Source organism: Amycolatopsis alba DSM 44262, assembly GCF_000384215.1.
Taxonomy (GTDB): Bacteria; Actinomycetota; Actinomycetes; order Mycobacteriales; family Pseudonocardiaceae; genus Amycolatopsis; species Amycolatopsis alba.
Window position 1 is genome coordinate 6656719 of record NZ_KB913032.1, and the last position, 23412, is coordinate 6680130.

Here is a 23412-nt window from a genome sequence, read left to right on the forward strand (position 1 = left end):
GAGGTCCCTTCAAGTCGTACGCCCCGGCTTGCCTGTCCAGGACCGTGCCCCTATCGTGTTACCCCAAGGTAACAGTTACTCACGTTAGCAGGAAGGCGAACAACGGTGTTCTTGGCTCAGGAGAGCCCGCCTGCCGGCGGTGCGCAATTCGGGCAGATCGTCATCGCGGGCCTGATGTTCACCGCGGTCTTCCTGCCGTTGGCCGTCTTCGTCCTCCGCGAGCGCGCGGGGAAGCGGACCGTCGTCGGTCGTGTCGCCGACTGGACGGGCGACTTCAGCGGCTTGCCGCGCTGGGCCGCGCTGCCGATGGTCGTCGCCTTCCTCTCCGGGATGTCGGCGCTGATCGGCGTCTACTGGGACGTGCCGATCCACATGGAGCTCGGCCGCGACGAAGGTCCGCTCGCGAACCCGTCGCATTACCCGATCTACTTCGGGCTGATGGGCATCTTCGCCAGCGGCGTGCTCAGCGCGACCCTCGCGACGAAGAACCTGCCCAAACGCACGTTCAAGATCGGCCCGCACTGGAAGGCGCCGATGGGCTCCATCCAGATGATGGCGACCGGCCTGGTCGGCATCGCGGGGTTCCCGCTCGACGATGTCTGGCACCGGCTGTTCGGCCAGGACGTCACCGAATGGGGGCCGACCCACGTCCTGATGATCGGTGGCGGTGTCTGTGTCGTGCTGGGTCTGCAGCTGCTGCTCGGCGAGGCCCGCCAGGTCGGCGCAACCGGGCCGATCGTGCGCCTGCTCGGCCCGGTGCTCGCCGGTGCCTGGATGATGGGCGCTTCGGCGTTCCTCATGGAGTTCGACCTCGGTGTCCCGCAGTTCCCGATGCTGTCCCAGGTCGTGCTCGTTGGCCTGATCGGCGCGTGGACCCTGACCTACGGGCGCCTGTCCTGGGGGCCAGGCGGCGCGCTGATCGTCGTCGCGGTCTTCCTCGCGTCCCGTGCGTCGTTCACCGTCATCCCGCTGTTCGCCGACCTGCACGTGGCTTCGTTGCTCCCGTACGTGGCCGAAGCGGTGATCATCGAGGTCGTGGCTCTCGCGATGCGTAACCGGCAGGGCTACACCTTCGCCGCTGTCGCGGGCCTGCTCGTGGGGACCGCGGGGATGCTCGCCGAGGCTGCGTTCACCCGGTGGCTGATGCCGAATCCTTGGCCCGTCGCTCATCTGCCGCTGTTCGTGCTGTTCGGGACCGGCGCAGCCCTCGCGGGCGCGTTCATCGGTGTCTGGCAGTACCAGCGGGTCGAGGAGACGGCGACCCTGGTTCCCGCGGCGGGCCCCCGCCACGCGATCGGACTCGTCGGCGCGCTCGGCGCGGTCGTCCTGATGTCGGCGGTCGCCGTCCCGCAGGACCCGGAGCCGGACTTCACCGCCGACGTGCGGCTGACCGAAGCCGCGGTCGGGCAGCCGATCTCGAACCCGCACGGCGGTGGCACACCCCGGTGGGTCGACGCGACCGTCACGATCTCGCGGCCCGATCTGGCCGACGACTCGGTCTGGTTGAACGGTTTCGCCTGGCAAGGCGGCGACTTCTTCACCGCGCCGCTGGAGAAGATCGGCACGGGGGTGTATCGCACGGTCCAGCCCCTTCCGGTGTTCGGGCAGTGGAAGACCGGGATCCGCGTGCACGTCCCGAACCGGATGATGGGGCTCGCCCCGATCTACGCGCCCGCCGATCCTGCCGCGAACGCGCCGTCGATCGACGCGACGGCCGGTTCGCGGCCGTTCATGTCCGAGATCGAGTTCCTGCAACGGGAACGGAAGTCGGAGACACCCGCGGTGCTGTGGACGGTCGCGTACGCCACGGTCGGGCTGATCTTCGCCGGCATGTGGGCGCTGTTCGCGTGGCTTTACGCGGGTGCCGCCACCGCGCGGCGGCGTCAGGTCTCCGTCGGCTGACGTCACGAGGCGCTTTGCTCGCACTTCGCCGCACGTATCGATTGAGCATCATCGCGCGCAAGCCTTTTGCAAGCCCGCTTCCCTTGAATACCCAGGACACTGCACGTGCTGCCGTTTCGCGCGTCGAAATGGTGACTCAGTGCTACCTTGGTGGAGCATAAAGTAGCTGTTGACCACGCGACGGCATCCGCTGTGCACGATCGGTATTGGCGAGTCATTGCGCGGTTAGCGCGACATGTGGTTACTTTTCCGCCTCGGGGGTTGGGATACAGCGAGTTTCGATGGGGTGGTCTTCGTGCGCACAGAGCGTTTTCCGAAGCGACGGCGCGGTCTTCGCGTGGTCGCGGTCCTCGCCGCTTCGGCGGTCGCGACGGTGCCTTTCGTGCCCGCCGCGGCGGCGCAGCAACAGGGCAAGGTCCTCCGGGTGGCGCTCACGACCGGGATCGACCACCTGAACCCGTTCACCGCCCAGCTGTCGGCGGCGACGCAGGTCGGCCGGTTCAACTACGAGTTCCTGACCCTGCCCTCGGCCGAGGACACCCAGCCCACGGGCGGTGTCGCCGAGTCGTGGACGACGTCCGACGACAAGCTCACCTGGACCTTCGCCATCCGCCAGGGGATGAAGTGGTCGGATGGCAAGCCGGTGACCGCGCAGGACCCCGCGTACACGTTCCAGCGGATGCTCGACGACGAGAACGCCCGCACCGCGAACGGCAACTACGTCAGCAACTTCGCTTCGGTGTCTGCGCCGGACGACAAGACGCTCGTCATCAAGACCAAGGCGCCGCAGTCGAGCATGACCTCGCTCGACGTCCCGATCGTGCCCAAGCACATCTGGGAGCCGATCAAGGACCTCAACGCCCCTTCGACCGACGAGATGGCCGTCGTCGGTGTCGGCAGCGGGCCGTACCTGCTGACCGAGTACAAGAAGAACGAGTTCGTGAAGTTCAAGGCGAACAAGGACTACTGGCGTGGCGCGCCCAAAGTGGACGAACTCCAGCTGCTCCAGTTCAAGGACGCCGAGGCCGCGGTGAACGCGCTGAAGCAGGGCGAGGTCGACGTCATCAACCGGCTCACGCCGACGCAGTTCGACGCGCTCAAGGGCGAAAAGAACATCACCACGAACAAGGCCCCCGGCCGCCGGTACAACGAGCTCATCATCAACTTCGGCGTCAAGAACGTGGTCGACCAGCCGATCGGTGACGGGAACCCGATCCTGAAGGACCTCCGCGTCCGCAAGGCGATCGCGCAGGCCATCGACACCAAGACCATCGTCGAGAAGGTGATGAACGGCTATGGCCAGGCCGGGACCGGTGTCGTGCCGGCGATCTACAAGTCCTACACCTGGACCCCGTCGGACGCCGAGAAGACCAAGTTCGACATCGCGGCCGCGAACACCACCCTCGACCAGGCGGGCTATGCCAAGGGCGCGGACGGCATCCGCGTCGCCCCTGGCGGCGCGAAGCTGGAGTTCCGTCTCGCCGGTCACGCGAACCGGCCGTTCGACCAGCGCACCGCGCAGTTCGTCAGCGGCTGGCTCAAGGACGCCGGCATCGGCGTCAAGCAGGAACTCGTCTCCGACGACGAACTGGACGACCGCACCACGGCGGGCAACTACGACCTCGCCATCTCCGGCTACGGCACCTCGCCCGACCCGGACTACGCGCTGAGCCTGAACACCTGCGCCGGCCGTCCGAACGCCCAGGGCAACGGCGGCAGCTCGGCGACCTTCTTCTGCGACCCGCGCTACGAAGACCTCTACAAGAAGCAGCTGACCGAGTTCGACCCGGCCAAGCGTGCCGAGATCGTCAAGCAGGCCCAGGCCGTCCTGGCCGGGGAGTACGTCGACGTCGTCCTGGACTACGACAACGTGCTCGAGGCCTATCGCTCGGACAAGTTCGCCTCGTTCACCAAGCAGCCGCAGCCCGACGGCGCGATCCTCGAGCAGTCCGGCTACTGGGGCGTCTACGGCGCCACCCCGGCCGGCGCCGCGGCGGACTCCGAGGACGGCGGCAACACCGGGCTGTGGATCGGCATCGGCGCGGTCGTACTCGTGGTGCTCGTCGGCGGCGGTGTGCTGCTCGGGCGCCGCGGCAAGTCGGCCGAAGACCGGGAGTAGAGGACAGCTTTGACCGAGGCACTCAGTTCTCTCGACCAGACCTCGGCGCTCGTCGACCCCGACGAGCGCCGAGGCGGGACCGGTACCACCCGGTTCGTTCTCGCCAAGATCGGCGGCGCGCTGGCGAGTCTCCTGCTCGTCATCGTGCTCGGGTTCTTCCTCTTCCGGACACTGCCCGGCGATCCCGTCCGGTTCATGGTCCGCGACCGGCCGACCGACCCCAAGATGATGGCGGAGCTCCGCGAGCAGATGGGCGTCGACAAGCCCCTGCTGCAGCAGTTCTGGGACTACTTCGTCGGCTTGCTCCACGGCACCATGGGCGATTCGTACCTGCAGCGGCGTCCGGTCGTCGACATGATCGGTGAGCGGTTGTGGCCGACGATCCTGCTCGTCGGCAGCGCGACCGTACTCGCGATCGCGCTCGGGCTGTGGCTCGGCATCCGCGCCGGCTGGCGCCGGGGGAGCAGGTTCGACAAGGGCCAAACAGGACTCGCGCTGACCCTGTGGTCGGTCCCGCAGTTCTGGCTGGGGCTCATGCTGCTGGTGGCGACCAACGGGTTGTTCCCCAGCCGCGGAATGCATTCCCCGGACGCCGCGCCTGGTTTCTTCAGTGAAGGGCTCGACGTCCTGCACCATCTGGTACTGCCGTGCGTGACCCTGCTGGTGGTGTTCTACGCGCAGTACATGCTGGTCATGCGGTCGTCCCTGATCGGCGAGATGAACTCGGACTACCTCACCACCGCGCGGGCCAAAGGGCTGCGCGACGACCTGGTGCGCAAGCGGCACGCCGTGCCCAACGCCCTGCTCCCGACGGTGACGCTGGTCTTCATGCAGTTCGGCATGGTGGTTTCGGGCGCTGTCTCGGTCGAGGCCGTGTTCAGCTGGCCGGGACTCGGGCAGCTGCTCTATGAAGCCCTCCGCGGACCCGATCTGCCTGTACTGCAGGGGGTCTTCGTCACCCTCGCGGGCGCGGTGGTGCTGATGAACCTGCTCGCGGAGTTGCTCTACCGCGTGCTCGACCCCAGGGTGCGGACGGCATGACCACAGCGGAAAAACCCGGTTCGATCGCGTGGCGCCGCCGTCGCGAGGCGGTGGCGAAGCACTGGCACGAGTTCACGACGAACAAGGCGGGTGTTTTCGGCCTGGCGTTCCTCGGTCTCATCACGGTGCTGGCCATCCTCGCCCCGGTGATCTCGGACGAGTCCGGTCTCGACGTCACCAAGGCGCCCGGCAGTTCGCTGGAACCGCCCAGCGGGAAGTTCTGGCTTGGCACCGACATCGACGGCCGTTCGGTGCTGCTGATGACGTTCTGGGGTGCGCGGATCTCGCTGCTCACCGGCTTCTCGGCGGCACTCCTCTCGGTACTGATCGGCACCGTCATCGGGATCGCGGCCGCGCATTTCAAAGGCTGGTTGTCCGGGCTGCTGCTGCGGTTCACGGACTTCTTCCTCGTACTGCCGTCGCTCGTGCTCGCCGTGGCGCTGGCCTCGGTGCTGGAACAGGGCGCGATGACGGTGATCGTCGCCATCGGTGTCACCGCGTGGCCGAGCACCGCGCGGCTGGTCCGGGCGCAGACCCTGACCATCGAGAGCCGCCCGTACATCGAGCGTGCCAAAGCGCTCGGAGGCGGTCACCTGCACGTCGTCGGCAAACATGTCCTGCCGGGTGTCATGCCGCTCGTGCTGGCCAACACCACGCTCGTCGTCGGCAACGCGGTCATCGCGGACGCGACGCTGGCCTTCCTCGGCGTCGGCAACCCGAACACCGTCTCCTGGGGCACGATGTTGCAGACCGCGTTGAACAACGGCGCGATCAGCAAGGGTGCCTGGTGGAACCTGTTGCCGCCGGGTATCGCGATCGTCGTGGTCGTCCTCGCTTTCACTCTTGTCGGACGGGCACTGGAAACCGTGCTGAACCCGCGCCTGAAGGGACAGCACTCATGAGCCCCTTGCTGGAACTGAAGAACCTCGGCGTCACCTACGCCACGGGGAGCGGCGAGGTCGCCGCCGTCCGGGGCGTCGACCTGGTACTCGAACCCGGCGACACCCTCGGGGTGGCGGGGGAGTCGGGGTCGGGGAAGTCGACGGTCGCGATGAGTGTGCTGCGGCTGCTCCCGCGTTCGGCGAAGGTCAGTGGCGAGATCCTGCTGGACGGCGAAGACGTCACGGCCATGAAGTGGGGCAGGCTGCGCGCGGTGCGCTGGGCCGAGGCCTCGGTGGTGTTCCAGGGCGCGATGCACGCGCTCAACCCGGTCCGCAAGATCGGGGAGCAGATCGCCGAGCCGCTCCGGCTGCACCCGCCCGGCGGCAAGGCGCTGCCGGAGAGCGAGGTCCAGGCCAAGGTTTCGGAACTGCTCGAACAGGTCGATCTGCCGCCCGGTCGGGCCGGGGCGTATCCGCATGAGCTGTCCGGCGGGCAGAAGCAGCGGGTCATGATCGCGATGGCGCTGGCCTGTTCGCCGCGGCTGATCATCGCGGACGAGCCGACGACGGCGCTCGACGTCATCGTCCAGGCCCAGGTGCTGGATCTGCTGGGCAGGCTGGTCGCCGAGCAGGGGATCGGGCTGATCATGATCAGCCACGACCTGTCGGTGCTCGCCGCGACCTGCCGCCGGATCGCGGTGATGTACGACGGCGAGATCGTCGAGGAGCGGCCGAGCGCGGAGCTGATGAGCGCGCCGCGTCACGAGCACAGCAGGGCACTGGCCGCCGCGTTCCCGACCGTCGGTGACCCGGTGTCCCGGTTCGCTCCCGCGACCAGCACGCCGCTGCCGCCGGAATCCGAACGCGACGCCGAACGGCCCGCGCTGCTGGAGGCCGAGGATCTGCGCGTCAGCTTCCGCGACCGGACCGGCAAGCGGATCAACGCCGTCGCCGGGGTGAGCCTGCAGGTGCGGAAGGACGAGATCGTCGCGCTCGTCGGCCAGTCCGGTTCTGGCAAGACGACCCTGGCCCGGACGCTGCTCGGACTGCAGAAACCCGACTCCGGCGCGGTGCGGTACGACGGCAAACCGGTCCCGCTGCACGGCGCCGGTCTCAAGGCGTACCGGCGGCAGGTCCAGCTGGTCCTGCAGGATCCGACCAGCGCGCTGAACCCGAACCACACGGTGTACGAGGCCGTCGCCGAAGGTCCCCGGATCCACGGACTGGGCGCGAACGAGCACGAGATCGTCACCAAAGCTCTCGAAGCGGCCGAACTGCGGCCCGCTGAGAAGTTCCTCGACCGGCTCCCGCACGAGCTGTCGGGCGGGCAGCGGCAGCGGGTCGTCATCGCGGGCGCGCTCGCGCTGGACCCCGGCGTGGTCGTGGCCGACGAGCCGGTGGCGTCGCTCGACGCGTCGGTGCGAGGGGAGATCCTGGCGCTTCTGCTGCGCCTGCGACGTGAGCTGGGTCTCGCCGGGCTCGTGATCACCCATGACCTCGGGCTGGCCTGGAACATCGCCGACCGGGTCGCCGTGATGTACCGCGGGGAGCTTGTGGAGGTCGGTACCGTGGAGGAGGTTCTGCTGGACCCGAAGCACGACTACACGAAGTCGCTGCTCGCCGCGTTGCCCGGTGGTACCGCTCAGCGAGAGACGGCCGACCGCTGAGCGAGGGGATTCCGGGAAGCACCCATTGCCGCGCACACGCACAGGCGCGGTGTGTAACCTCCAATCTCGAAATGGCGACCACGACAGACACCTCGCAGACGCCCACGGCAGGCTCGCTCGGCGATCGGCTCCGGGTGCCTTCCCGGTTCCCGTACCGCACCATCGCGATGGGGACCATAGGCAGCACGCTGCTGATGCTGGCCGCGCTCGGCGCGGGCGGCATCCTCATCCGTGACCCGATCCTGGGGCACGGACCGTTGTCGTGGATCCGCTACGGCCATGGCCGCATCCTCGCGAACGTGATGCTCTACTCGGGCTTCGCGCTGATCATCTGGGCGTGGGTCCGGCTGGGCCGCTACGCGCTGGCCGGCCGGATCGGCAGCCGTCCGATCGTCATCGCCGCCGCGTGCTGGATGGCACCGCTGCTCGTGTCGCCGCCGCTGTTCACCCGCGACGTCTTCTCCTACCTCGCGCAGGGCGCGCAGCTGCTCAACGGGCTCGACCCGTATGCCAACGGCCCGGCCGAACTGGGAGTGCTGCCGGACGTCGTGCAGAATGTCCACCCGCTGTGGCAGACCACCCCGGCCCCGTACGGCCCGCTGTTCCTGCTGTTCGCCAAGTGGATCGTCGGGATCACCGGCAACGACATGATCGCCGGGGTCATCGCGACCCGCCTGGTGCTGATGATCGGCCTGGCCGGGATGCTGTGGTCACTGCCGCGGCTGGTCAAGCACCTCGGCGGCAAGCTGCCCATCACGCTGTGGCTCGCCATCGCCAGCCCGATGACGGTGATCCACCTCGTCGGCGGTCCGCACAACGATCTGCTGATGCTGGGCTTTCTCACCGTCGGCGTGCTGGCCGCGCTGGAACGCAAGCACGCCGTCGCGATCGTCCTGGTCACCATCGGCATGCTGATCAAGCCCACCGCGGCCCTGGCGCTGCCGTTCCTGGTCTGGGTGTGGGCGAACCACCTGCCCGGCGACCGGAAGGTGGTCAACTTCTTTCGCGCGGGAGCCGCCTCGGTCGGGATCTTCGTGCCGGTGTTCGTCGCGGGTACGTGGGTCTCGCTCGGTTCCTTCAACCTCGGCTGGCTGACCGGGCTCAAGGCGCCGACGCTGATCGCGAACTGGATGAACTTCCCGACCGGGATCGGCGAGATCTTCTACTCGCTGGTGAATTTGGTGGTCGACGTCGAGGTCTCGCCGTTTGTCACCGTGTTCCGGGCGATCGCGTGGGTCGGCCTCGCCGCGTTCATCGGCTGGCAGTGGTGGCTGGCCCGCGACGGGGGATACCCGGCGATCCACCGGATGGCGATCGTCCTGCTGGCAGGCGCGATCGTCCCGCCGCCTTCGCTGCCTTGGTATCTGACCTGGGGTTTCGTCGTTCTGTCCGCCTTTGAGTGGCGCCGCCGGAACCTCGCCGTCGTCGTCGCGGTGTCGGTGTTCGTGACGCTGGTGTACTACCCGACAGGGGAGCAGGCGCTCTACGACTGGTGGTTCATGGCGGGTGTCGTCGCCGCGAGCGTGTACGCGGCCGCGTCGCTGCTGCGTCCGGATCCGCTCGGGATCATCGCCGCCTGGCGAGGGAGGCCGGCAGAGCAGTTCGTGCCTGCCGAGGCACCTCGCTCCTGATGCTGTTTCGCGGACTTGTGTCAACGCAGCTAAGTGTATAACGACCTATACGCAACGGCGATGGCCTTGTCGCCGTTTCACGACGACAAGGCCAAAAGAAGCTCAGGAAGCGCGCCAACCGCTCCATGAGTGAATCAGGGTGCTCACCACGGCATGCGGAGGCGGCTGTGTCTTGTACTGTGAGTACTTCTCCCGCAGGAGCCGCATCGGCAGCGTGTGCTCGTCAGGGTCCGTCAGGACACGGGCGACCCCGTCGGCCCGTGCCCACCACAGCCCGGCCCAGTTCTCGTCGTAGCGGTCGGTCAGGAAACTGACCACCGGGTTCTCCGCGATGTTCTTCAGCCGCCGCAACGCCGTCGTGCTCTTGGGTTTGTGATCGATCGCGAACGCCACCGAATCGCCCTCGATGACGAACGTGACGGGTACCAGGTGGGGCACACCGTCCGAACCCGTCGTGGCCAGCCGGGCGATCCGCTCGCCTTCGAATCGTGACCGCGCTTCCGCAGGCGTCATCCGCATGTCGCAACGGTACCGAGACGCCACCCGGTCACCTGAGGTGCTGGATCGCCTAGGCGTGGCGCCGTACGCGGAGCACGTTGTCCGAACGTGTTCCCTGCTGCCCTTCGGGTCCGGGGAAGTCGCGCGTGATCAGGTCCTGTCGTTCCACGGTCCATTCGCCGTCGGTCAGGTCCAGCGTTTCGAGTACTTCGGCAGGCGTCGGGAAGTGGACGTCCTTGTGCGGCGGCTCTTCCATCCACGTCGGCCAGCCTGCGTGGCCGGCGACCACCAGGGTGCCGCCGGGCGCCACTGCTTCAGCGGCGCGGCGTAGCGCCTTGTCCCGCTCGCCGTTCTCCGCGACGGGGGAGTGGAAGAACTGTGCGGAGATGAGGTCGAAGTTCCCCTCCGGGAAGGACTTGCCGAGGTCGTGGCGCTCCCAGACGATGCCGTCGACACCGGCTTCGGCCGCGTGTCCGGCAGCGCGCTTCAGCGCGACGTCCGAGATGTCGACGGCGGTGACGCGCCATCCCTGTTGCGTGAGCCAGATCGCGTCGCCGCCTTCGCCGCATCCGAGATCGAGCGCCGTGCCCGGCGTCAGTGAGGCGACCTCGCCCACCAGGATCGGGTTCGCCTTCCCGCTCCAGACCTGGTCCTTGTCGCGGTAGAAGTCTTCCCAGAACTGCTGTGTGGAATCCATGTCCGAAAGATGCCCTTGGCCGGGCCGGGTTCGCAAGTTCCGTTGCTGTTATGGCAAAACCAGGAGTGTTCCCGTTTCGGTGTCCAGGGTGGCCAGTGCGCCGAGGGGGATGGTCGGTGACGCCGGGACGTGCCCGAAGCCGAATTCCCAGACCATGGGGACGCCGAGTGGGGCCAGCAGGTCGAGCATCAGCTCGCGGATCGCTTCCGGATCACCGCATGCCTCCCACGAGCCCAGCACGACCGCTTTGGCACCGTCGAACCAGCCGGAACGCAGCAACTGGGTCAGCATCCGGTCGATCCGGTACACGCTCTCGGTGACGTCTTCCAGCAGTACGATCGCGTCACGCGCCGAACCCTGTTCCGGGGTGCCGAGGCCCGAGGCCAGCAAGGCGAGGTTGCCGCCGATGAGTGTGCCGGTCGCGGTGCCCGGTACCAGCGGTGACGCGGTGGGTGAGGTGATCGTCCGCGCCGCGTCCGGCTCGAACAGCGACAGTCGCAGGTGTTCCGCGGCCACCGTGTCAAACAGGGTGGTCGCGGGCATGGGGGAGAACAGCGTCTCCAGTCCCAGGTGGACGTTCACGGCCCGGTGCAGCGCGGTCACGTCGCTGGATCCGGCGAACATCTTGGGTCCTGCCTCGGCCAGTGCCGTCCAGTCGACCAGGTCGAGCATTCTTTGTGAGCCGTAGCCGCCGCGGGCGGCGAGGACGCAGGTCACTCGCGGATCCAGCCAGGCGTCGGTGAACTCGGCCGCGCGTGCGTGGTCGGAGGCCGACAGGTAGCCGGTGGAAGCTGCACGGACGCAAGGCCCGACGTGGACGTCGATGTCCCAGCCGCTCAGCACCGAGATCGCCTTCTCGGCGAGGTCCGGCGGGACCGGTCCGGCCGGGGCGACCAGGGCGATCGTGTCGCCTGGCCGGATCTTCGGCGGCCTCATCGGCTCAGCCGGAGCTTCGGCACGCCGGGCGTTTCGAAGCCGAGGACCTGGCCGTAGAAGGACAGTTCCGCTTCGAGGGCGGCCACGATCGTCTCCGCCTTCCGGAATCCGTGCTGTTCGCCCTCGAACCTCAGGTAGGCGTGCTCGATGCCGCGGCCCGCGAGTCCGGCCACGAAGCGGTCCGCCTGCTCGGGTGGGCAGATCTCGTCTTCGAGGCCCTGCAGGAACAGCAGGGGGCCCGCGAGGGTCTCCGCGTTGTTGATCGGTGACCGGTCCCGGTAGCGCTGTCCGGTTTCCGGCAGCGGCCCGATCAGGCTGTCGAGGTAGCGGGATTCGAAGTCGTGTGTTTCGCCGCCGTCGCCGGTCCACTGGCCGAGGTCGAGGATCGGGTACATCACGGTGCCGGCGCGGTAGGTCGTGGTGGTGGTGAGTGACGCGGCGGAGGTGTAGCCGCCCGCGCTGCCGCCGCGGATCGCCAGCCTGTCGCCGTCGACGGTGCCTTCGGCGGCGAGGGCTTCGGCGACGGTGACGCAGTCGGCGACGTCGACGATGCCCCAGTGTTCCCGCAGCCGTTCGCGGTAGGCGCGTCCGTAGCCGGTCGAGCCGCCGTAGTTCACCGTGACGACGGCGATGCCTCGGCTGGTGAAGTAGGCGATCTCGAAGTCGAGTACCGCGCTGTCCCGGCCGGTCGGTCCGCCGTGGGGGTAGACGAGCAGTGGTGGCCGTTCTCCGTCAGGTGCGGCGAAGTCGGCGTTCGCGGGCAGGTAGACGAAGGCTGGGATCCGGTCGCCTTCGTCGTTTTTGAAGATCCGTTCCACGGGTGTGGAGAGGTAGGCGGGTGACGGTGGTTCGGGTACCGATGCGAGTTCGGTCACCGTTTCGCGGTCGAGGTCGACCTTCACGACGGCGCCTTCGCGTTTCGGGCCTGCCGCGACGCCTGCGATGCCGCCTTCGTGGACGGCGAATCCGTTGGTGGACCAGGCGGTCAGGTCGGTGGCGGCCGCCACCGGGGTCACTTCCCGCGTTGTCTCGTCGAGGATGGCGAGCTTGCCCGAGGCGATGACGGCGAAGCGGCCGTCTCCGAGTGGTGTGAACCAGCTGGCACCGAGTTTCCATTGCGCGCCGCCGATCTCCCGTTCGCATGGCGCGAGGTTGGTGACGGTGCCGTCGAGTCCGATGCGGTGGAGGTTCCACCAGCCGCCGGGGTCGAGCAGGGCGAGCAGGGTGTCCGGCGATTCCCATTCGAGCTGGCAGACGGAGATGTCGGCTGCTCCGGCGAGGACGTGGTGGGGGCCGAACGTCCCGTCCGCGCGGATTTCGGCGACGCAGAGTTCGGTGCCGTCCCAGGGCATGGCGGGGTGGTTCCAGCCGAGCCAGGCCGCGTGTGTCCCGTCGGGTGAAAGCTGCGGTGCGGTGAGGAAGTGGTGGCTGGCAGTGAGGACGCGTCCGGGGCTGCCGTCGAGGGGGACCGCGATGAGGTCGCGGGCGATGTCGACGCGCCGGGGGCCGGTGCTGCGTTCGCGGACCAGCCACACTTCGCCTGCCGGGCCGGGGCGGAGGTCGCTGTAGCGGATCTCGTGGCGGGTGGCGGGCTCCGGTGTCAGTGGGGTGGTCTCGCCGGTGGTCAGGTCGCGGCGGTAGACGCGTTGATCGGCCCAGTGGGTGAAGACGAGGATGTCGCCGAGCACGAGCCAGGGGCGTCCGCCGTATTCGTGGACGCGGTTGCGGACGTTCCAGGGGCTGGGAAGGACGTCTTCGACCGTGCCGTCCGTGCGGGACCGCACGAGGGTGACGCGGCCGCCCTCACCTGTTCTGGCTTCGGCCCACCAGACCTCTTCTCCCGCTGTTCCGAGCCATTGCGCGCTGACTCCCGAGGCCGCGACGTCGGCGGCCGAAAGGGGAGACGTCCAGGTGCCGTAGGGGGCGATCTCAACCACAGCTGAAGACTAGGAGCGTCCCTTTGTCCACGATGGCGCGGGGCACTGCTGGTGCGGGCGGTTTTGTCGAGCGGTTTCGCCCTCGGCGGAACCGTGGGGCGGCGGATGCCGATCATGGGGTCGTGGCCTAGGGTCAAAGATGCCATGTCTCGCGTAATCCACGTCTTCCGCCAGCCCGACCGGTTCGTTGCAGGAACCGTCGGTGAGCCCGGCGACCGCACGTTCTACCTCCAGGCGTCCGAGGACGTCCGCACGATCAGTGTGACGATCGAAAAACAGCAGGTCGTGGTCTTGGCCGAAAGGCTCAGCTCGCTGCTGGAAGAGGTCGCCAGCCGGTTCGGCGCGGACGTACCGGACGACGCGCCCGACGAGCTTCTCGACGTCGATCCCCTGGCCGTTCCGGTCGAGGAGGAGTTCCGCGTCGGCACGATGGGCCTCGGCTGGGACGCCGACAGCAGTGCCGTCGTCATCGAACTGCTCGCGATGACGGAAGGCGAGGTGGACGAAACGGTCGTTCTGGACGACACCGAAGAGGGGCCGGACGCCGTCCGTGTCTTCTTGACTCCCGGTGCGGCGCGCGCGTTCGCCGAGCGTGCCGACAGGGTGGTCAATGCCGGCCGTAAGCCGTGCCCGCTGTGTGCGGAGCCGCTCGACCCGGCGGGCCATATCTGCCCGCGGCAGAACGGGTACCGGCGCGACGTCGACGTCCTCGAGGACTGAGCGGGTGTCGGAGACTTCGCGGGAGCTGGTGGAGCGCGGCAAGATCGACGTCGAAGGCAGGCTCGTTGACGCCTCCAACGTGACGCTGTTCTGCACGATCGAGTTCGACGGTGTGACCGGGAACGTGGTGTACAAGCCGGTGTCGGGTGAGCGGCCGTTGTGGGATTTCCCGGATGGGACGCTCGCCGGCCGCGAGGTCGCGACGGCGATGGTCGCGGAGGCTTCCGGACTCGGTGCGATCCCGCCGACGGTGCTGCGTGACGGGCCGTTCGGGCCTGGGATGGTGCAGCTGTGGATCGAGACCACCGAAGAGGAGCTGGTCGACGTCCGGTCCCCGGAGAGCTTGCCGGAGGGTTGGCGTGTCGTGCTGCACGCGCACGATCGCGATGGTGAGCCCGCGGTGCTCGCGCACGCGGATCGTCAGGGGATGCGTGAGCTGGCCGTGCTCGACATCGTGGTCAACAACACCGACCGCAAGGGCGGCCATGTGCTCGCCGGGGCGGACGGCCGGGTCTACGGCGTGGACCACGGGATCTGTCTGCACACCGATCCGAAGCTGCGGACGGTGCTGTGGGGCTGGATCGGTGAGCGGCTGTCCGAGGCCGAGGTCGGCAAACTGCGCGGCCTGCGTGAGCGGTTGGACGGCGATCTCGGTGACGCGCTCAGTGCGCATCTGACCGGTTTCGAGATCCGCGCGCTGGCCGAGCGTACTGAGCTGTTGCTCGCGGAGGGTGTGTTTCCTGAGCCCGGTGACGATTGGCGGGCCGTCCCGTGGCCGCTGTTCTGATCGACGACGAGGCCCGTGCGCGCCTGATCAGGCGGTTCGGTGAGGATGTCGCGGTTTGGTGTGATGCGCTGCCCGCGCTGGTGGAGCGGTTGGCGGAGCGGTGGGGGCTGACCGTTGTCGGTGCGAAGCCGGGTAACACCGGCCGTACGTTGATCTGTGTCGGGGATGACGGCGCCAAGAAGGTGCTGAAGCTGACGCCGGATCATGCGATCGCCGAGTCGGAGGCAGCCGCGTTGCGGGCGTGGGGCGGTTGCTCGCGGGTCGTGCAGGTCCTCGCCACAGCGGTCTCCGACGGCGCGATCCTGTTGGAGGGCATCGATCCCGGCACGCAGCTGCTGGAGGCGGGGGTGAACGTCCCGTGGGCCGAGGTCGGTGATCTGCTGACCCAGATCCACGCGGTGACCCCGCCGTCCGGTTTCTCGACGCTGGAAGACCGGGTCGTGTTCATGTACCGGCTCGCCGAGCGTGGCCTGCGTGGGTCGGTGGCCGAGGCGACGTTGTCGTTGGAGACGCTCGATCGAGCGCGGCTGCGGGCTCTCGCCCTGGCGACCGATGGGCACGGGAAGGCGATCGTGCACGGCGATCTGCACCCTGGCAATGTCCTCGACGGCGGGCCGGGCAGGGGAGCGGTCGCGATCGATCCGCGGCCGAGTGTCGGCGACCCGGCTTTCGACCTGGCCGACTGGGTCACGCTGCCGATGACCGGCGGTGGCACGCTCGAGGACGGGTTCGACGCGATCGCGCCGCATCTGCCTGGATTCGACGCCGAGCGGGTCCGGGCGTGGTGTGTCGCGCTCTCGCCGTTGTTCGTGATGCGGCCGCTCGAGCGGGGTGAGCGGACCCCGTTCGTCGAAGCGATGCTGTCATTCTGCCGGTGAACCCGAGTCCGCGATCGACGTCGGCAGGGCGGCGGTTGGCGGCCGGACCGGCGTGGCGGGGAGACGCTGACCCCGTGCACCGCTAGCGTCGTCCGCCGTGCGCTCTCATTCCTACGACGACGTGCTGTCCGGTCCGCGTAAGCGGAAGATCCCCGAGGTGCCCGCCGAGCCGGGGCTCGTGGTCGAAGACCCGGTCAGCGGGTATTGCGGCGCCGTGGTGAAGATCGAGTACGGCAATGTGGTCCTCGAGGATCGGCACGGCAAGCATCGGGTGTTCCCGTTGAACCCCGCCGGCTTCCTGCTGGAAGGCAAGCCGGTCACGCTGGTGCCCGTGAAGGCGGCCCCGAAGGCCCCGGCCCGGCGGATGTCGGCGTCCGGGTCGGTCCAGGTCCAGGGGCTCAAGGCACGGGTCGCGCGTGATTCGCGTATCTGGGTGGAGGGCAAGCACGACGCCGAACTGGTCGAGCGGGTCTGGGGTCACGATCTGCGGGTCGAGGGCGTGGTGGTGGAACCACTCGATGGGGTGGACGTGCTGTCCGATCGCATCGGTGAGTTCGGCACCGGGCCTGGTCGCCGTCTCGGGGTGCTGGTCGACCATCTGGTCGCGGGCAGTAAGGAGTCCCGGATCGTCGACGGGATCCGCGACGAGAACGTGCTGGTCACCGGGCATCCGTACATCGACGTCTGGGAGGCGGTGAAGCCGTCGGTCGTCGGTATCCGTGCCTGGCCGAAGATCGCGCGGGGCACGGAGTGGAAGCAGGGTGTCTGTGACGCGCTTGGCTGGGGCGAGCCGTGGGAGGGCTGGCAGCGGATCCTGGCGGCGGTCGGCAGCTACCGGGATCTGGAAACGCCGCTGATCGGAGCGGTGGAGCGGCTCATCGACTTCGTCTCGGATCCGGGCGAGGAGTCCTGAATGACCGGTTTGCGCGAGGTCACTCAAGGTCACGCGTCGGTCACGTCGGTTTCGCTTCCTCGGTATGAATCGGCGCGATCTGGGAGCATGAACGCATGACAGGCGCTCTCATCTGGCTGATCGCCGGCATCCTCCTGATCATCGCCGAGCTGCTCTCGGGTGACCTGTTCCTGCTCATGGTCGGTGTCGGAGCCCTGTTCGGGGCAGGCTCCGCGGCCTTGACCGGGAACCCGTTCATCGACGTCGCGGTGTTCGCGATCGCCTCGGTCGGGATGCTCGCCCTCGTCCGTCCGACCCTCAAGCGCCGGTTCCTCTCGGGGCCGGACATCAAGACCAACACCGACGCGCTGATCGGCGCGCGAGCGGTAGTAGTGTCCACAGTGGACGTCGAAGGTGGCCAGGTGAAGCTGGCGGGCGACGTCTGGTCGGCACGGTGCATGAGCGAAGGGGAACCGATCGCCCCTGGTACCTCGGTGACGGTCGTCGAGATCTCGGGCGCCACGGCGGTCGTTTCGGCCGCACTGTGAGCCGCACAGCAACAGGTTTCTACGTAAGGGGAAGGTAGTTGTCAGAGACAGTGGTATTCATCGTCGTCGGACTGCTCGCGTTGTTCGTGGTCGTCGTCGTGGTCAAGGCGATCATGGTGGTGCCACAGGCCCAGTCGGCCGTGATCGAACGGCTGGGCCGGTTCCGGACGGTGGCTTCTCCCGGCCTGACGTTTCTGGTGCCCTTCCTGGACAAGGTGCGGGCGCGGATCGACCTCCGCGAGCAGGTCGTGTCGTTCCCGCCCCAGCCGGTGATCACCGAGGACAACCTGACGGTGTCCATCGACACGGTCGTGTACTTCCAGGTCACCGACTCGCGCGCGGCGGTCTACGAGATCTCGAACTACATCGTCGGTGTGGAGCAGCTGACCACCACGACGCTGCGTAACGTCGTCGGTGGCATGAGCCTCGAGCAGACGCTGACCTCGCGTGACTCGATCAACAGCCAGCTGCGCGGCGTGCTCGACGAGGCCACCGGCCGCTGGGGCATCCGCGTCGCCCGTGTCGAGCTGAAAGCGATCGACCCGCCGCCCTCCATCCAGGACTCGATGGAGAAGCAGATGCGCGCCGACCGTGAGAAGCGCGCGATGATCCTGACCGCCGAAGGTCAGCGTGAATCGGCGATCAAGACCGCGGAAGGTCAGAAGCAGAGCCAGATCCTCGCCGCGGAAGGTGCCAAGCAGGCCGCGATCCTGAGCGCGGAGGCCGAGCGGCAGTCGCGGATCCTGCGGGCGCAGGGTGAACGTGCCGCCCGGTACCTGCAGGCGCAGGGCCAGGCGAAGGCCATCGAGAAGGTGTTCGCGGCGATCAAGGCCGGGCGTCCCACTCCCGAGGTCCTGGCGTACCAGTACCTGCAGACCCTGCCGCAGCTGGCGCAGGGTGACGCGAACAAGGTCTGGATGATCCCGAGCGACTACGGCAAGGCGCTGGAAGGTTTCGCCCGCGCGCTCGGTGCTCCGGGCGACGACGGTGTGTTCCGTTACGAGCCGCCGAAGGAAGACCCTGTCGAGAAGCCGGACCTGGAGGACGAAGAGGTCCAGGGCTGGTTCGACACTTCCAGTGACCCGAAGGTCGCCGAGGCCGTGGCGGCCGCGGAAGCCGTGGCGCGCAAGGAGGTTCCGGCACTCGGTGTCGCGACACCGCGGCAGGAGCCGCCGGCTCCGCGTCAGGTTCCCAAGGCCGCTCCCGCTCCCGAGCCGGAGGCGGCCCCGGAACCCCCGCGGCAGCAGGCCCCGCCGCCGCCTTCGCGGTTGCCGCAGGCCCAGCCGCCCGCCGGTCCGCAGGGAGGCCCCTACCAGGGGCCGCCGTCGCAGGGACCGGGCAGCGGCCCGTTCCCGCAGCAGGGCCCGTTCGGCGGCCCGCAGGGCGGTCCGCCGCCGCAGCGCTGATCCAGGCATCGACTGAGGGCCGTCCCGTCCGGGGCGGCCCTCAGTCGCGTTACTGGACCTCGATCGCGGTGGAGGTTGCAAGGTGGGCGTCATGACTGAACCGATCTTCGCCATACAGGGCTTTCTCGACGAGCCGCGTCTGCCGGCCAGCGTCGCCACCGTCACCGGCCGAGGGAACACGGCTTTGGCGATGATGTGGTTCGTGGCAGAGGAGGGCAGGTTGTGGTTCCACACCCCGGTGTTCGACGACCGGCCGGCGCCGTTCCTGGATGCGGCTCGTGACCACCGGGAGGTCGCGGTCATGGTCGCGACCTTCGACCCGCCCGATGACGTCCGTCAGGTGCGGATGACCGGGTCCGCGAGGCTGGAGACCAAGGACGTGGCGCGGGTTCGCAGGATCTACGAGCGCTACGTTCCCGCCTGGTCGCCGTCCTGGGCGGAGCACGCCGCCTCGCCGGACGCGCTGTTGTGGTCGATGTCCCCGGACCGGGGTATGGCCGTGGCCTACCCCGGTCTGGAGAACCGCCCGGTGTTCCGCTGGTCGAGTGCCGCGGACGGGCCGTTCAGTTCGTGAGGAACTCGAGCGTCCGGTACTCGTCGACCACCGCGGTGAGTTCGGCGATGCGGGCCTGCCCGGCGTCGATGAGCCGTTGCCCGGCCTGGGACCACTTTTCGAGGTCAGGGGACATCGGCGGGATCTCGGCCAGGATCCGCGCGCTATCGGCGAGGCTGAGCCCGACCCGCTGGGCGGCGACCGCGAGCCGGATCCGGCAGATGGCGTCGACGGTGAACCGGCGTGCGTTACCCGTGGTGCGCTCGGCGGTGATGACGCTGTAGCGCTCGTAGTACCGGACGGCGTTGGCCGAGACCCCGGCGCGGCTCGCGACCTCGCCGATGGTCAGGTGCGCGTCGCTCCGAGGGCGTGTCGGCGTCGTCATGCTGCGCTCCCTACCGTGGCGGGTTCCCCGGCCGTGACGGGCCGGGTCCTGAGCCTGACCACCAAGGCGATCACCATGACCGCGAGGACGCCGGCGAGAGTCACACGATACGCGGAGACGATCTCCCCGGCGAGCGTCGCGCGGGCCGCCGGATCGGCCAGCGCGGCGAGTCCCCGGCCTCCGGTGGCCGCGGCGATCAACCCGGTGAACACCGCGCTCACCGCCGCTGTGCCGACCGCGCTCGCGATGGTGCTGGACAGCGGGAGGATCGCCGAACCGGACGCGAGGTCCGGGCCGCGCAGGTTCCGGCCCGCGCTCACGATGGTGGGCATCATGATCGCTCCGGTGCCCGCTCCCTGGAACACCCCCAAGACCGCCAGCACCAGGTACGGCGTGTCCGGCGTGAGGACGAGCATGGTCAGCCCGGTCGAGGCGATCGCCAGGCCCAGCCCGGTCCCGACGACGATCCGCGGCCCGAAGCGTTCCAGGACACGGGCGGCGAACTGGATGGTGATGCCCATCCCGAGTGCGCCCGGCACCGACAGCAGCGCGCTGACCATGGGTGAGTCGCCGCGCATGACCTGGATGTAGGCGGGCATCAGCAGCATCGAGCCGAAGTACGGCGCGGCGTACAGGACCAGGACGGCGGTGTTGCGCCCGAAAGTGCGGTCACGCAGGAGCCGGACGTTCAGCAGTGGCGCGGGATGACGCCACGACCGGCGGGTGAACACGGCCATGAGGGCGAGGCCGGTGACGACGATCGCCACCCGTGCCGCCGCGCCGAGCGTCTCTTCGCTGAATCCGTAGGCCACCGCGACGACACCGGGGACGAGCACCAGGCCGCCCACGAGGTCGATCGGGCTGCGTTCCGCCGACGGGATGTCGGCCGGCACCCAGCGCAGCACACCCGCGACGGCGAGCAGGGCGGGGGGAACGGTGATGAAGAACAGCGCCCGCCACGACAGGCTGTCCAGCAGGACGCCGCCGAGCAACGGGCCGAGGATCGGGCCGATCAGCAGGGGAAGCCCGGTGATCGTGGTCATCCGGCTCCGGCGTTCCGGGTCCACCGAGCCGAAGCCGATGGTCATTCCCAGCGGATTGATCAGGCCACCGGCGAGGCCCTGCACCGCTCGCGCGGCGATCAGCCAGCCCAGATCGCCCGCCGCTCCGGCGGCCGCGGACGTCGCCGCGAACACGAGCAGCGCCACCAGGTACACCCGGCGTGCTCCCCAGCGTTGCGCGAAGGTGGCCGCGAGAGGCATCGCCGCGACCATGCCGAGTGCGTAGCCGGTCGCGACCCACTGGATCGTGGTGAGCGACGCGGAGAAGGTCGTCATGAACCGCGGCAGCGCGACGGCGACGATCGTGGTGTCCAGAACGGCCATCAAGCCGCCGAGCGCGACCACCGCCGCGATGCGCAGTTCCCGTGCGGTCAGGCGGTTCATGACGCACTCGCCTGAGCCGCGACGCGTCCGGCGCGCAGGGTGCGGGCCCACCAGCCCAGTTCGGTCATCGTCCCGGCCAGCGCGGCGCGCTCGCCTTCGGTGCCTTCGTACCCGTTCGGGCCGAGCCGGGTCCACGGGGCGTTCAGCAGTACCGCGTCACGGATGGTGGTGGCCCTCAGCTCGGGGAAGATCAGCCGCAGCTGCTCGATCGCGCGGATGCCGCCCGAACCCGCGCCGTAGCCGACGAACGCGACGGGTTTGTACGCCCATTCGGTGAAGTGCCAGTCGATCGCGTTCTTCAACGCGGCCGGGAAGCTGTGGTTGTACTCCGGGGTGACGACCAGGTAGGCGTCGGCCGCGTGCAGCCTGGCGCTGATCACCGTCTCGGTGCCGCCGGGCTGTGTCCCCTGCAGCGGGAGGTCGATGTCGGCGAGATCGATCGGATCGACCTCCAGGCCGTCGATCGCGGCGAGTTCGGTCAGCAGCCAGCCCGTGATGGCGTCGGCGAAGCGCTCGTGCCGGACACTTCCGATGATCACGGCGAGGCGGATCGGGGACTGTGCGGTGGTTTCTGTGCTCATGGCGACGACGCTAAAAGTTCGTCCATAGGCGAACTCAAGCCATTGCGGCCCTGGTCACGAACCCTGGACCTCTATCTAGGTCGAGGGTGTAGCCGGGTTGGTGTCCCTCTCCGTTTGACATGTAGGAAATGCCCTACCTACGGTGGGGCATGAACTTCGACCTCGCCCAGTTCCGGCCGCGCTAGTGCCGGTCAACGACGACGTCTTCGCCGCCCTCGCTCATCCGGCCCGCCGCGAGGTGCTGGGGATCCTCCTGGACGGCCCGCGGGCGGCGGGGGAGATCGCCGAACGTTTCGACATGCGGCGGCCGAGTCTGTCGGAACACCTCCGGGTGCTACGCGAAGCGGGGCTCGTCCGGGAAGAACGGCACGGGCGCAATCGCGTCTACTCCCTGGAGGCCGCTCCGCTGCAGGAGGTCTTCCAGTGGCTCTCGCCGTACGAGCGGCATTGGCACGGCGAGTAAGCGTGTCTGCGCCGACTCTGGACAACGGGTCTAGGATCCCCGCTGTGACGGACGAGAAACCTCTCCGAGCCGATGCCCGCCGTAACCGCACGCGGGTGCTGGAGGCCGCGGAGCGCGTCTTCACGGCCAAAGGCACCAGCGCGCCGACCGAAGAAGTCGCCCGCGAGGCAGGCGTCGGCGTCGGCACCGTGTTCCGGCATTTTCCCACGAAGGAAGCGCTGCTGGAGGCTGTGCTTTATGCGCGCCTTCACCGCTTCGTCGACGAAGCGGAAACGACAGTGGCCGCCGACTCGCCCGACCCTGGCGCCGCGTTCTTCGGCTTCCTGACCGGCTGGATCGCGATGGCCGACGCCAAGAACGCCTACTTCGAAGCCTTGACAGCAGCCGGAATCAGCGTCCCCGTGGCCGAATCTGTCATCGGTGTCCGCCTCAAGGACGCGCTCGGCGTCCTGCTGAGCCGGGCACAAGATACCGGCGACGTCCGCAAGGATCTCGGCGTCGACGAACTGATCCCCGTGATCATCGGGACGGCGAAAGCGGCGGAGCACGCCGGGCCCGAACTACGGACCCGGACGATCTGCATCCTCTTCGACGGCCTCCGGCCGCGTCAGGCGTAAGGCTCCATCGTCGGCCGCTTCGGTGCGAGCGTGTCGCCTGAAGATTCGCCACGCAGCCTGCGCTTGATCCACGGGACGGCGTGTTCCTTGCCCCACTGGAAGTTCTCGGTGCGCCGTGCCTGCGGGCTCAGCAGCGGTCGCGGTCCGAGCTCGGCGGGCGTCAGCTTGTGCGGTTCACCGAGCACGTCGAGAACGGCGATGGCGATCTCGTTGTGCCCCAAGGAGTTCAGGTGCAGACGATCCGGTGCCCACAGCCGCCGGTCACGCAGTCGGCGCATCGCCCACATGTCCACCAGCAGCGCCCCGTGTCGTGCGGCGATCCCCCGGACGTGCTCGTTGTAGATCGCGACGCGGCCCCTGATCCTGCGGAACAAGGCGTCTTCGACCCCGTCGACACCGGTGAAGAGGACAACGCGCGCCCCGGTGGCGACGACCTTGCCGACCGCGACGTCGTAGTCGTCGATCAAGGCGTCGATGTCGACCTTCGGCCGCATCAGGTCGTTGCCGCCCGCATACAGCGTCACGAGATCCGGGTTCATCGCGAGCGCCGGTTCGAGCTGCTCCGTGAGGACCTGCCCGAGAAGTTTGCCGCGGATAGCGAGGTTGGCGTAGTGGAAGTCCTGGTGGTTGGCTGCGAGCTGCCCCGCGACGCGGTCAGCCCAGCCACGGACGCCGTTGGGCGACGACGGGTCCTCGTCGCCGACACCTTCGGTGAAGGAGTCACCGAGACAAACCAATCGACCTACTAAGCGGTCGGTCATCGATTGGGACATGCCCCGATGCTACTTGTGAGGTGGCGTCCGGCTGGACCTGGCCATGTTCATGCCC

General features: G+C 68.5%; 23 protein-coding genes. 15 read left to right on the plus strand and 8 right to left on the minus strand.

Annotated elements, in window-relative coordinates:
• Positions 1–105: 105 nt before the first annotated feature.
• The 6 genes from AMYAL_RS0131280 to mptB all read left to right on the plus strand — a co-directional run bounded on the left by AMYAL_RS0131280 (position 106) and on the right by mptB (position 9241).
• A complete protein-coding gene (locus AMYAL_RS0131280) occupies positions 106–1902 on the plus strand; it encodes a hypothetical protein (protein ID WP_020635227.1) in 1797 nt (598 codons plus the stop codon).
• A gap of 337 nt (positions 1903–2239) precedes the next feature.
• Entirely contained in the window at positions 2240–4021 is a 1782-nt protein-coding gene (locus AMYAL_RS0131285; RefSeq protein WP_020635228.1) for an ABC transporter substrate-binding protein, read from the plus strand.
• 9 nt (positions 4022–4030) lie between these two features.
• A complete protein-coding gene (locus AMYAL_RS0131290; RefSeq protein WP_020635229.1) occupies positions 4031–5062 on the plus strand; it encodes an ABC transporter permease in 1032 nt (343 codons plus the stop codon).
• Positions 5059–5964: an ABC transporter permease gene (locus tag AMYAL_RS0131295; RefSeq protein ID WP_020635230.1), complete on the plus strand. Its 906-nt coding sequence runs from the start codon at positions 5059–5061 to the stop codon at positions 5962–5964. The genes AMYAL_RS0131290 and AMYAL_RS0131295 overlap by 4 nt, the downstream gene beginning before the upstream one ends.
• Positions 5961–7610, plus strand: a complete 1650-nt coding sequence (gene nikE, locus AMYAL_RS0131300; protein WP_020635231.1) for a nickel ABC transporter ATP-binding protein NikE — start codon at positions 5961–5963, stop codon at positions 7608–7610. Before AMYAL_RS0131295 ends, nikE begins: the two co-directional genes overlap by 4 nt.
• A gap of 8 nt (positions 7611–7618) precedes the next feature.
• The gene (gene mptB / locus AMYAL_RS0131305; RefSeq protein WP_167336227.1) at positions 7619–9241 is read left to right on the plus strand and encodes a polyprenol phosphomannose-dependent alpha 1,6 mannosyltransferase MptB; all 1623 of its coding nucleotides are present in this window, start codon (positions 7619–7621) and stop codon (positions 9239–9241) included.
• Positions 9242–9343: 102 nt separating this feature from the next.
• Here the strand turns inward: mptB and AMYAL_RS0131310 are convergent, their stop codons facing one another.
• The 4 genes from AMYAL_RS0131310 to AMYAL_RS0131325 are packed head-to-tail and all read right to left on the minus strand — an operon-like array spanning position 9344 to position 13309.
• Positions 9344–9760: a TIGR03668 family PPOX class F420-dependent oxidoreductase gene (locus tag AMYAL_RS0131310; protein WP_020635233.1), complete on the minus strand. Its 417-nt coding sequence runs from the start codon at positions 9758–9760 to the stop codon at positions 9344–9346.
• Positions 9761–9809: 49 nt separating this feature from the next.
• Positions 9810–10436, minus strand: a complete 627-nt coding sequence (locus tag AMYAL_RS0131315; protein ID WP_020635234.1) for a class I SAM-dependent methyltransferase — start codon at positions 10434–10436, stop codon at positions 9810–9812.
• A 48-nt stretch (positions 10437–10484) separates the two neighbouring features.
• Positions 10485–11372: a S66 peptidase family protein gene (locus AMYAL_RS0131320; protein ID WP_020635235.1), complete on the minus strand. Its 888-nt coding sequence runs from the start codon at positions 11370–11372 to the stop codon at positions 10485–10487.
• On the minus strand, positions 11369–13309 hold the full coding sequence (locus AMYAL_RS0131325) for a S9 family peptidase (RefSeq protein ID WP_020635236.1): 1941 nt from the start codon (positions 13307–13309) through the stop codon (positions 11369–11371). The genes AMYAL_RS0131320 and AMYAL_RS0131325 overlap by 4 nt, the downstream gene beginning before the upstream one ends.
• Positions 13310–13453: 144 nt before the next feature.
• Between AMYAL_RS0131325 and AMYAL_RS0131330 the strand changes: the two genes are divergently transcribed.
• From AMYAL_RS0131330 to AMYAL_RS0131360, 7 genes are all read left to right on the plus strand, one after another.
• A complete protein-coding gene (locus tag AMYAL_RS0131330; protein ID WP_020635237.1) occupies positions 13454–14029 on the plus strand; it encodes a DUF3090 domain-containing protein in 576 nt (191 codons plus the stop codon).
• A 4-nt stretch (positions 14030–14033) separates the two neighbouring features.
• The gene (locus tag AMYAL_RS0131335; RefSeq protein ID WP_020635238.1) at positions 14034–14816 is read left to right on the plus strand and encodes an SCO1664 family protein; all 783 of its coding nucleotides are present in this window, start codon (positions 14034–14036) and stop codon (positions 14814–14816) included.
• Complete coding sequence (locus AMYAL_RS0131340; RefSeq protein ID WP_020635239.1) at positions 14801–15694, plus strand: aminoglycoside phosphotransferase family protein; 894 nt, start codon at positions 14801–14803, stop codon at positions 15692–15694. The genes AMYAL_RS0131335 and AMYAL_RS0131340 overlap by 16 nt, the downstream gene beginning before the upstream one ends.
• 97 nt (positions 15695–15791) lie before the next feature.
• Positions 15792–16607, plus strand: a complete 816-nt coding sequence (locus tag AMYAL_RS0131345) for a DUF3097 domain-containing protein (protein ID WP_020635240.1) — start codon at positions 15792–15794, stop codon at positions 16605–16607.
• Between the two features lie 95 nt (positions 16608–16702).
• Positions 16703–17134, plus strand: coding sequence for an NfeD family protein (locus tag AMYAL_RS0131350; RefSeq protein ID WP_020635241.1), 432 nt, complete (start codon positions 16703–16705; stop codon positions 17132–17134).
• 50 nt (positions 17135–17184) lie between these two features.
• Positions 17185–18540 (plus strand): SPFH domain-containing protein, encoded by a 1356-nt coding sequence (locus tag AMYAL_RS0131355; protein WP_020635242.1) that lies wholly within the window; start codon positions 17185–17187, stop codon positions 18538–18540.
• A gap of 91 nt (positions 18541–18631) precedes the next feature.
• Positions 18632–19114, plus strand: coding sequence for a pyridoxamine 5'-phosphate oxidase family protein (locus tag AMYAL_RS0131360; protein ID WP_026467601.1), 483 nt, complete (start codon positions 18632–18634; stop codon positions 19112–19114).
• Here the strand turns inward: AMYAL_RS0131360 and AMYAL_RS0131365 are convergent.
• Genes AMYAL_RS0131365 through AMYAL_RS0131375 form a run of 3 tightly spaced genes read right to left on the minus strand, consistent with a single transcriptional unit; the run spans position 19104 to position 21504 of the window.
• Positions 19104–19478 carry a MerR family transcriptional regulator gene (locus tag AMYAL_RS0131365; protein ID WP_020635244.1) on the minus strand — a complete coding sequence of 125 codons (375 nt, stop codon included), beginning with the start codon at positions 19476–19478 and terminating at the stop codon, positions 19104–19106. The two genes, AMYAL_RS0131360 and AMYAL_RS0131365, sit on opposite strands and share 11 nt — an antisense overlap.
• A complete protein-coding gene (locus AMYAL_RS0131370) occupies positions 19475–20923 on the minus strand; it encodes a DHA2 family efflux MFS transporter permease subunit (RefSeq protein WP_020635245.1) in 1449 nt (482 codons plus the stop codon). The genes AMYAL_RS0131365 and AMYAL_RS0131370 overlap by 4 nt, the downstream gene beginning before the upstream one ends.
• Positions 20920–21504 carry an NADPH-dependent FMN reductase gene (locus tag AMYAL_RS0131375; protein ID WP_020635246.1) on the minus strand — a complete coding sequence of 195 codons (585 nt, stop codon included), beginning with the start codon at positions 21502–21504 and terminating at the stop codon, positions 20920–20922. Before AMYAL_RS0131375 ends, AMYAL_RS0131370 begins: the two co-directional genes overlap by 4 nt.
• A 184-nt stretch (positions 21505–21688) precedes the next feature.
• Between AMYAL_RS0131375 and AMYAL_RS0131380 the strand changes: the two genes are divergently transcribed.
• Positions 21689–21967: a metalloregulator ArsR/SmtB family transcription factor gene (locus tag AMYAL_RS0131380; RefSeq protein WP_020635247.1), complete on the plus strand. Its 279-nt coding sequence runs from the start codon at positions 21689–21691 to the stop codon at positions 21965–21967.
• 44 nt (positions 21968–22011) lie between these two features.
• Positions 22012–22584, plus strand: a complete 573-nt coding sequence (locus AMYAL_RS0131385; protein ID WP_026467602.1) for a TetR/AcrR family transcriptional regulator — start codon at positions 22012–22014, stop codon at positions 22582–22584.
• On the opposite strand, the gene AMYAL_RS0131390 is transcribed toward AMYAL_RS0131385, so the two are convergent.
• Positions 22575–23345, minus strand: a complete 771-nt coding sequence (locus AMYAL_RS0131390) for an SGNH/GDSL hydrolase family protein (protein WP_039795894.1) — start codon at positions 23343–23345, stop codon at positions 22575–22577. The two genes, AMYAL_RS0131385 and AMYAL_RS0131390, sit on opposite strands and share 10 nt — an antisense overlap.
• Between the last annotated feature and the right edge of the window lie 67 nt (positions 23346–23412).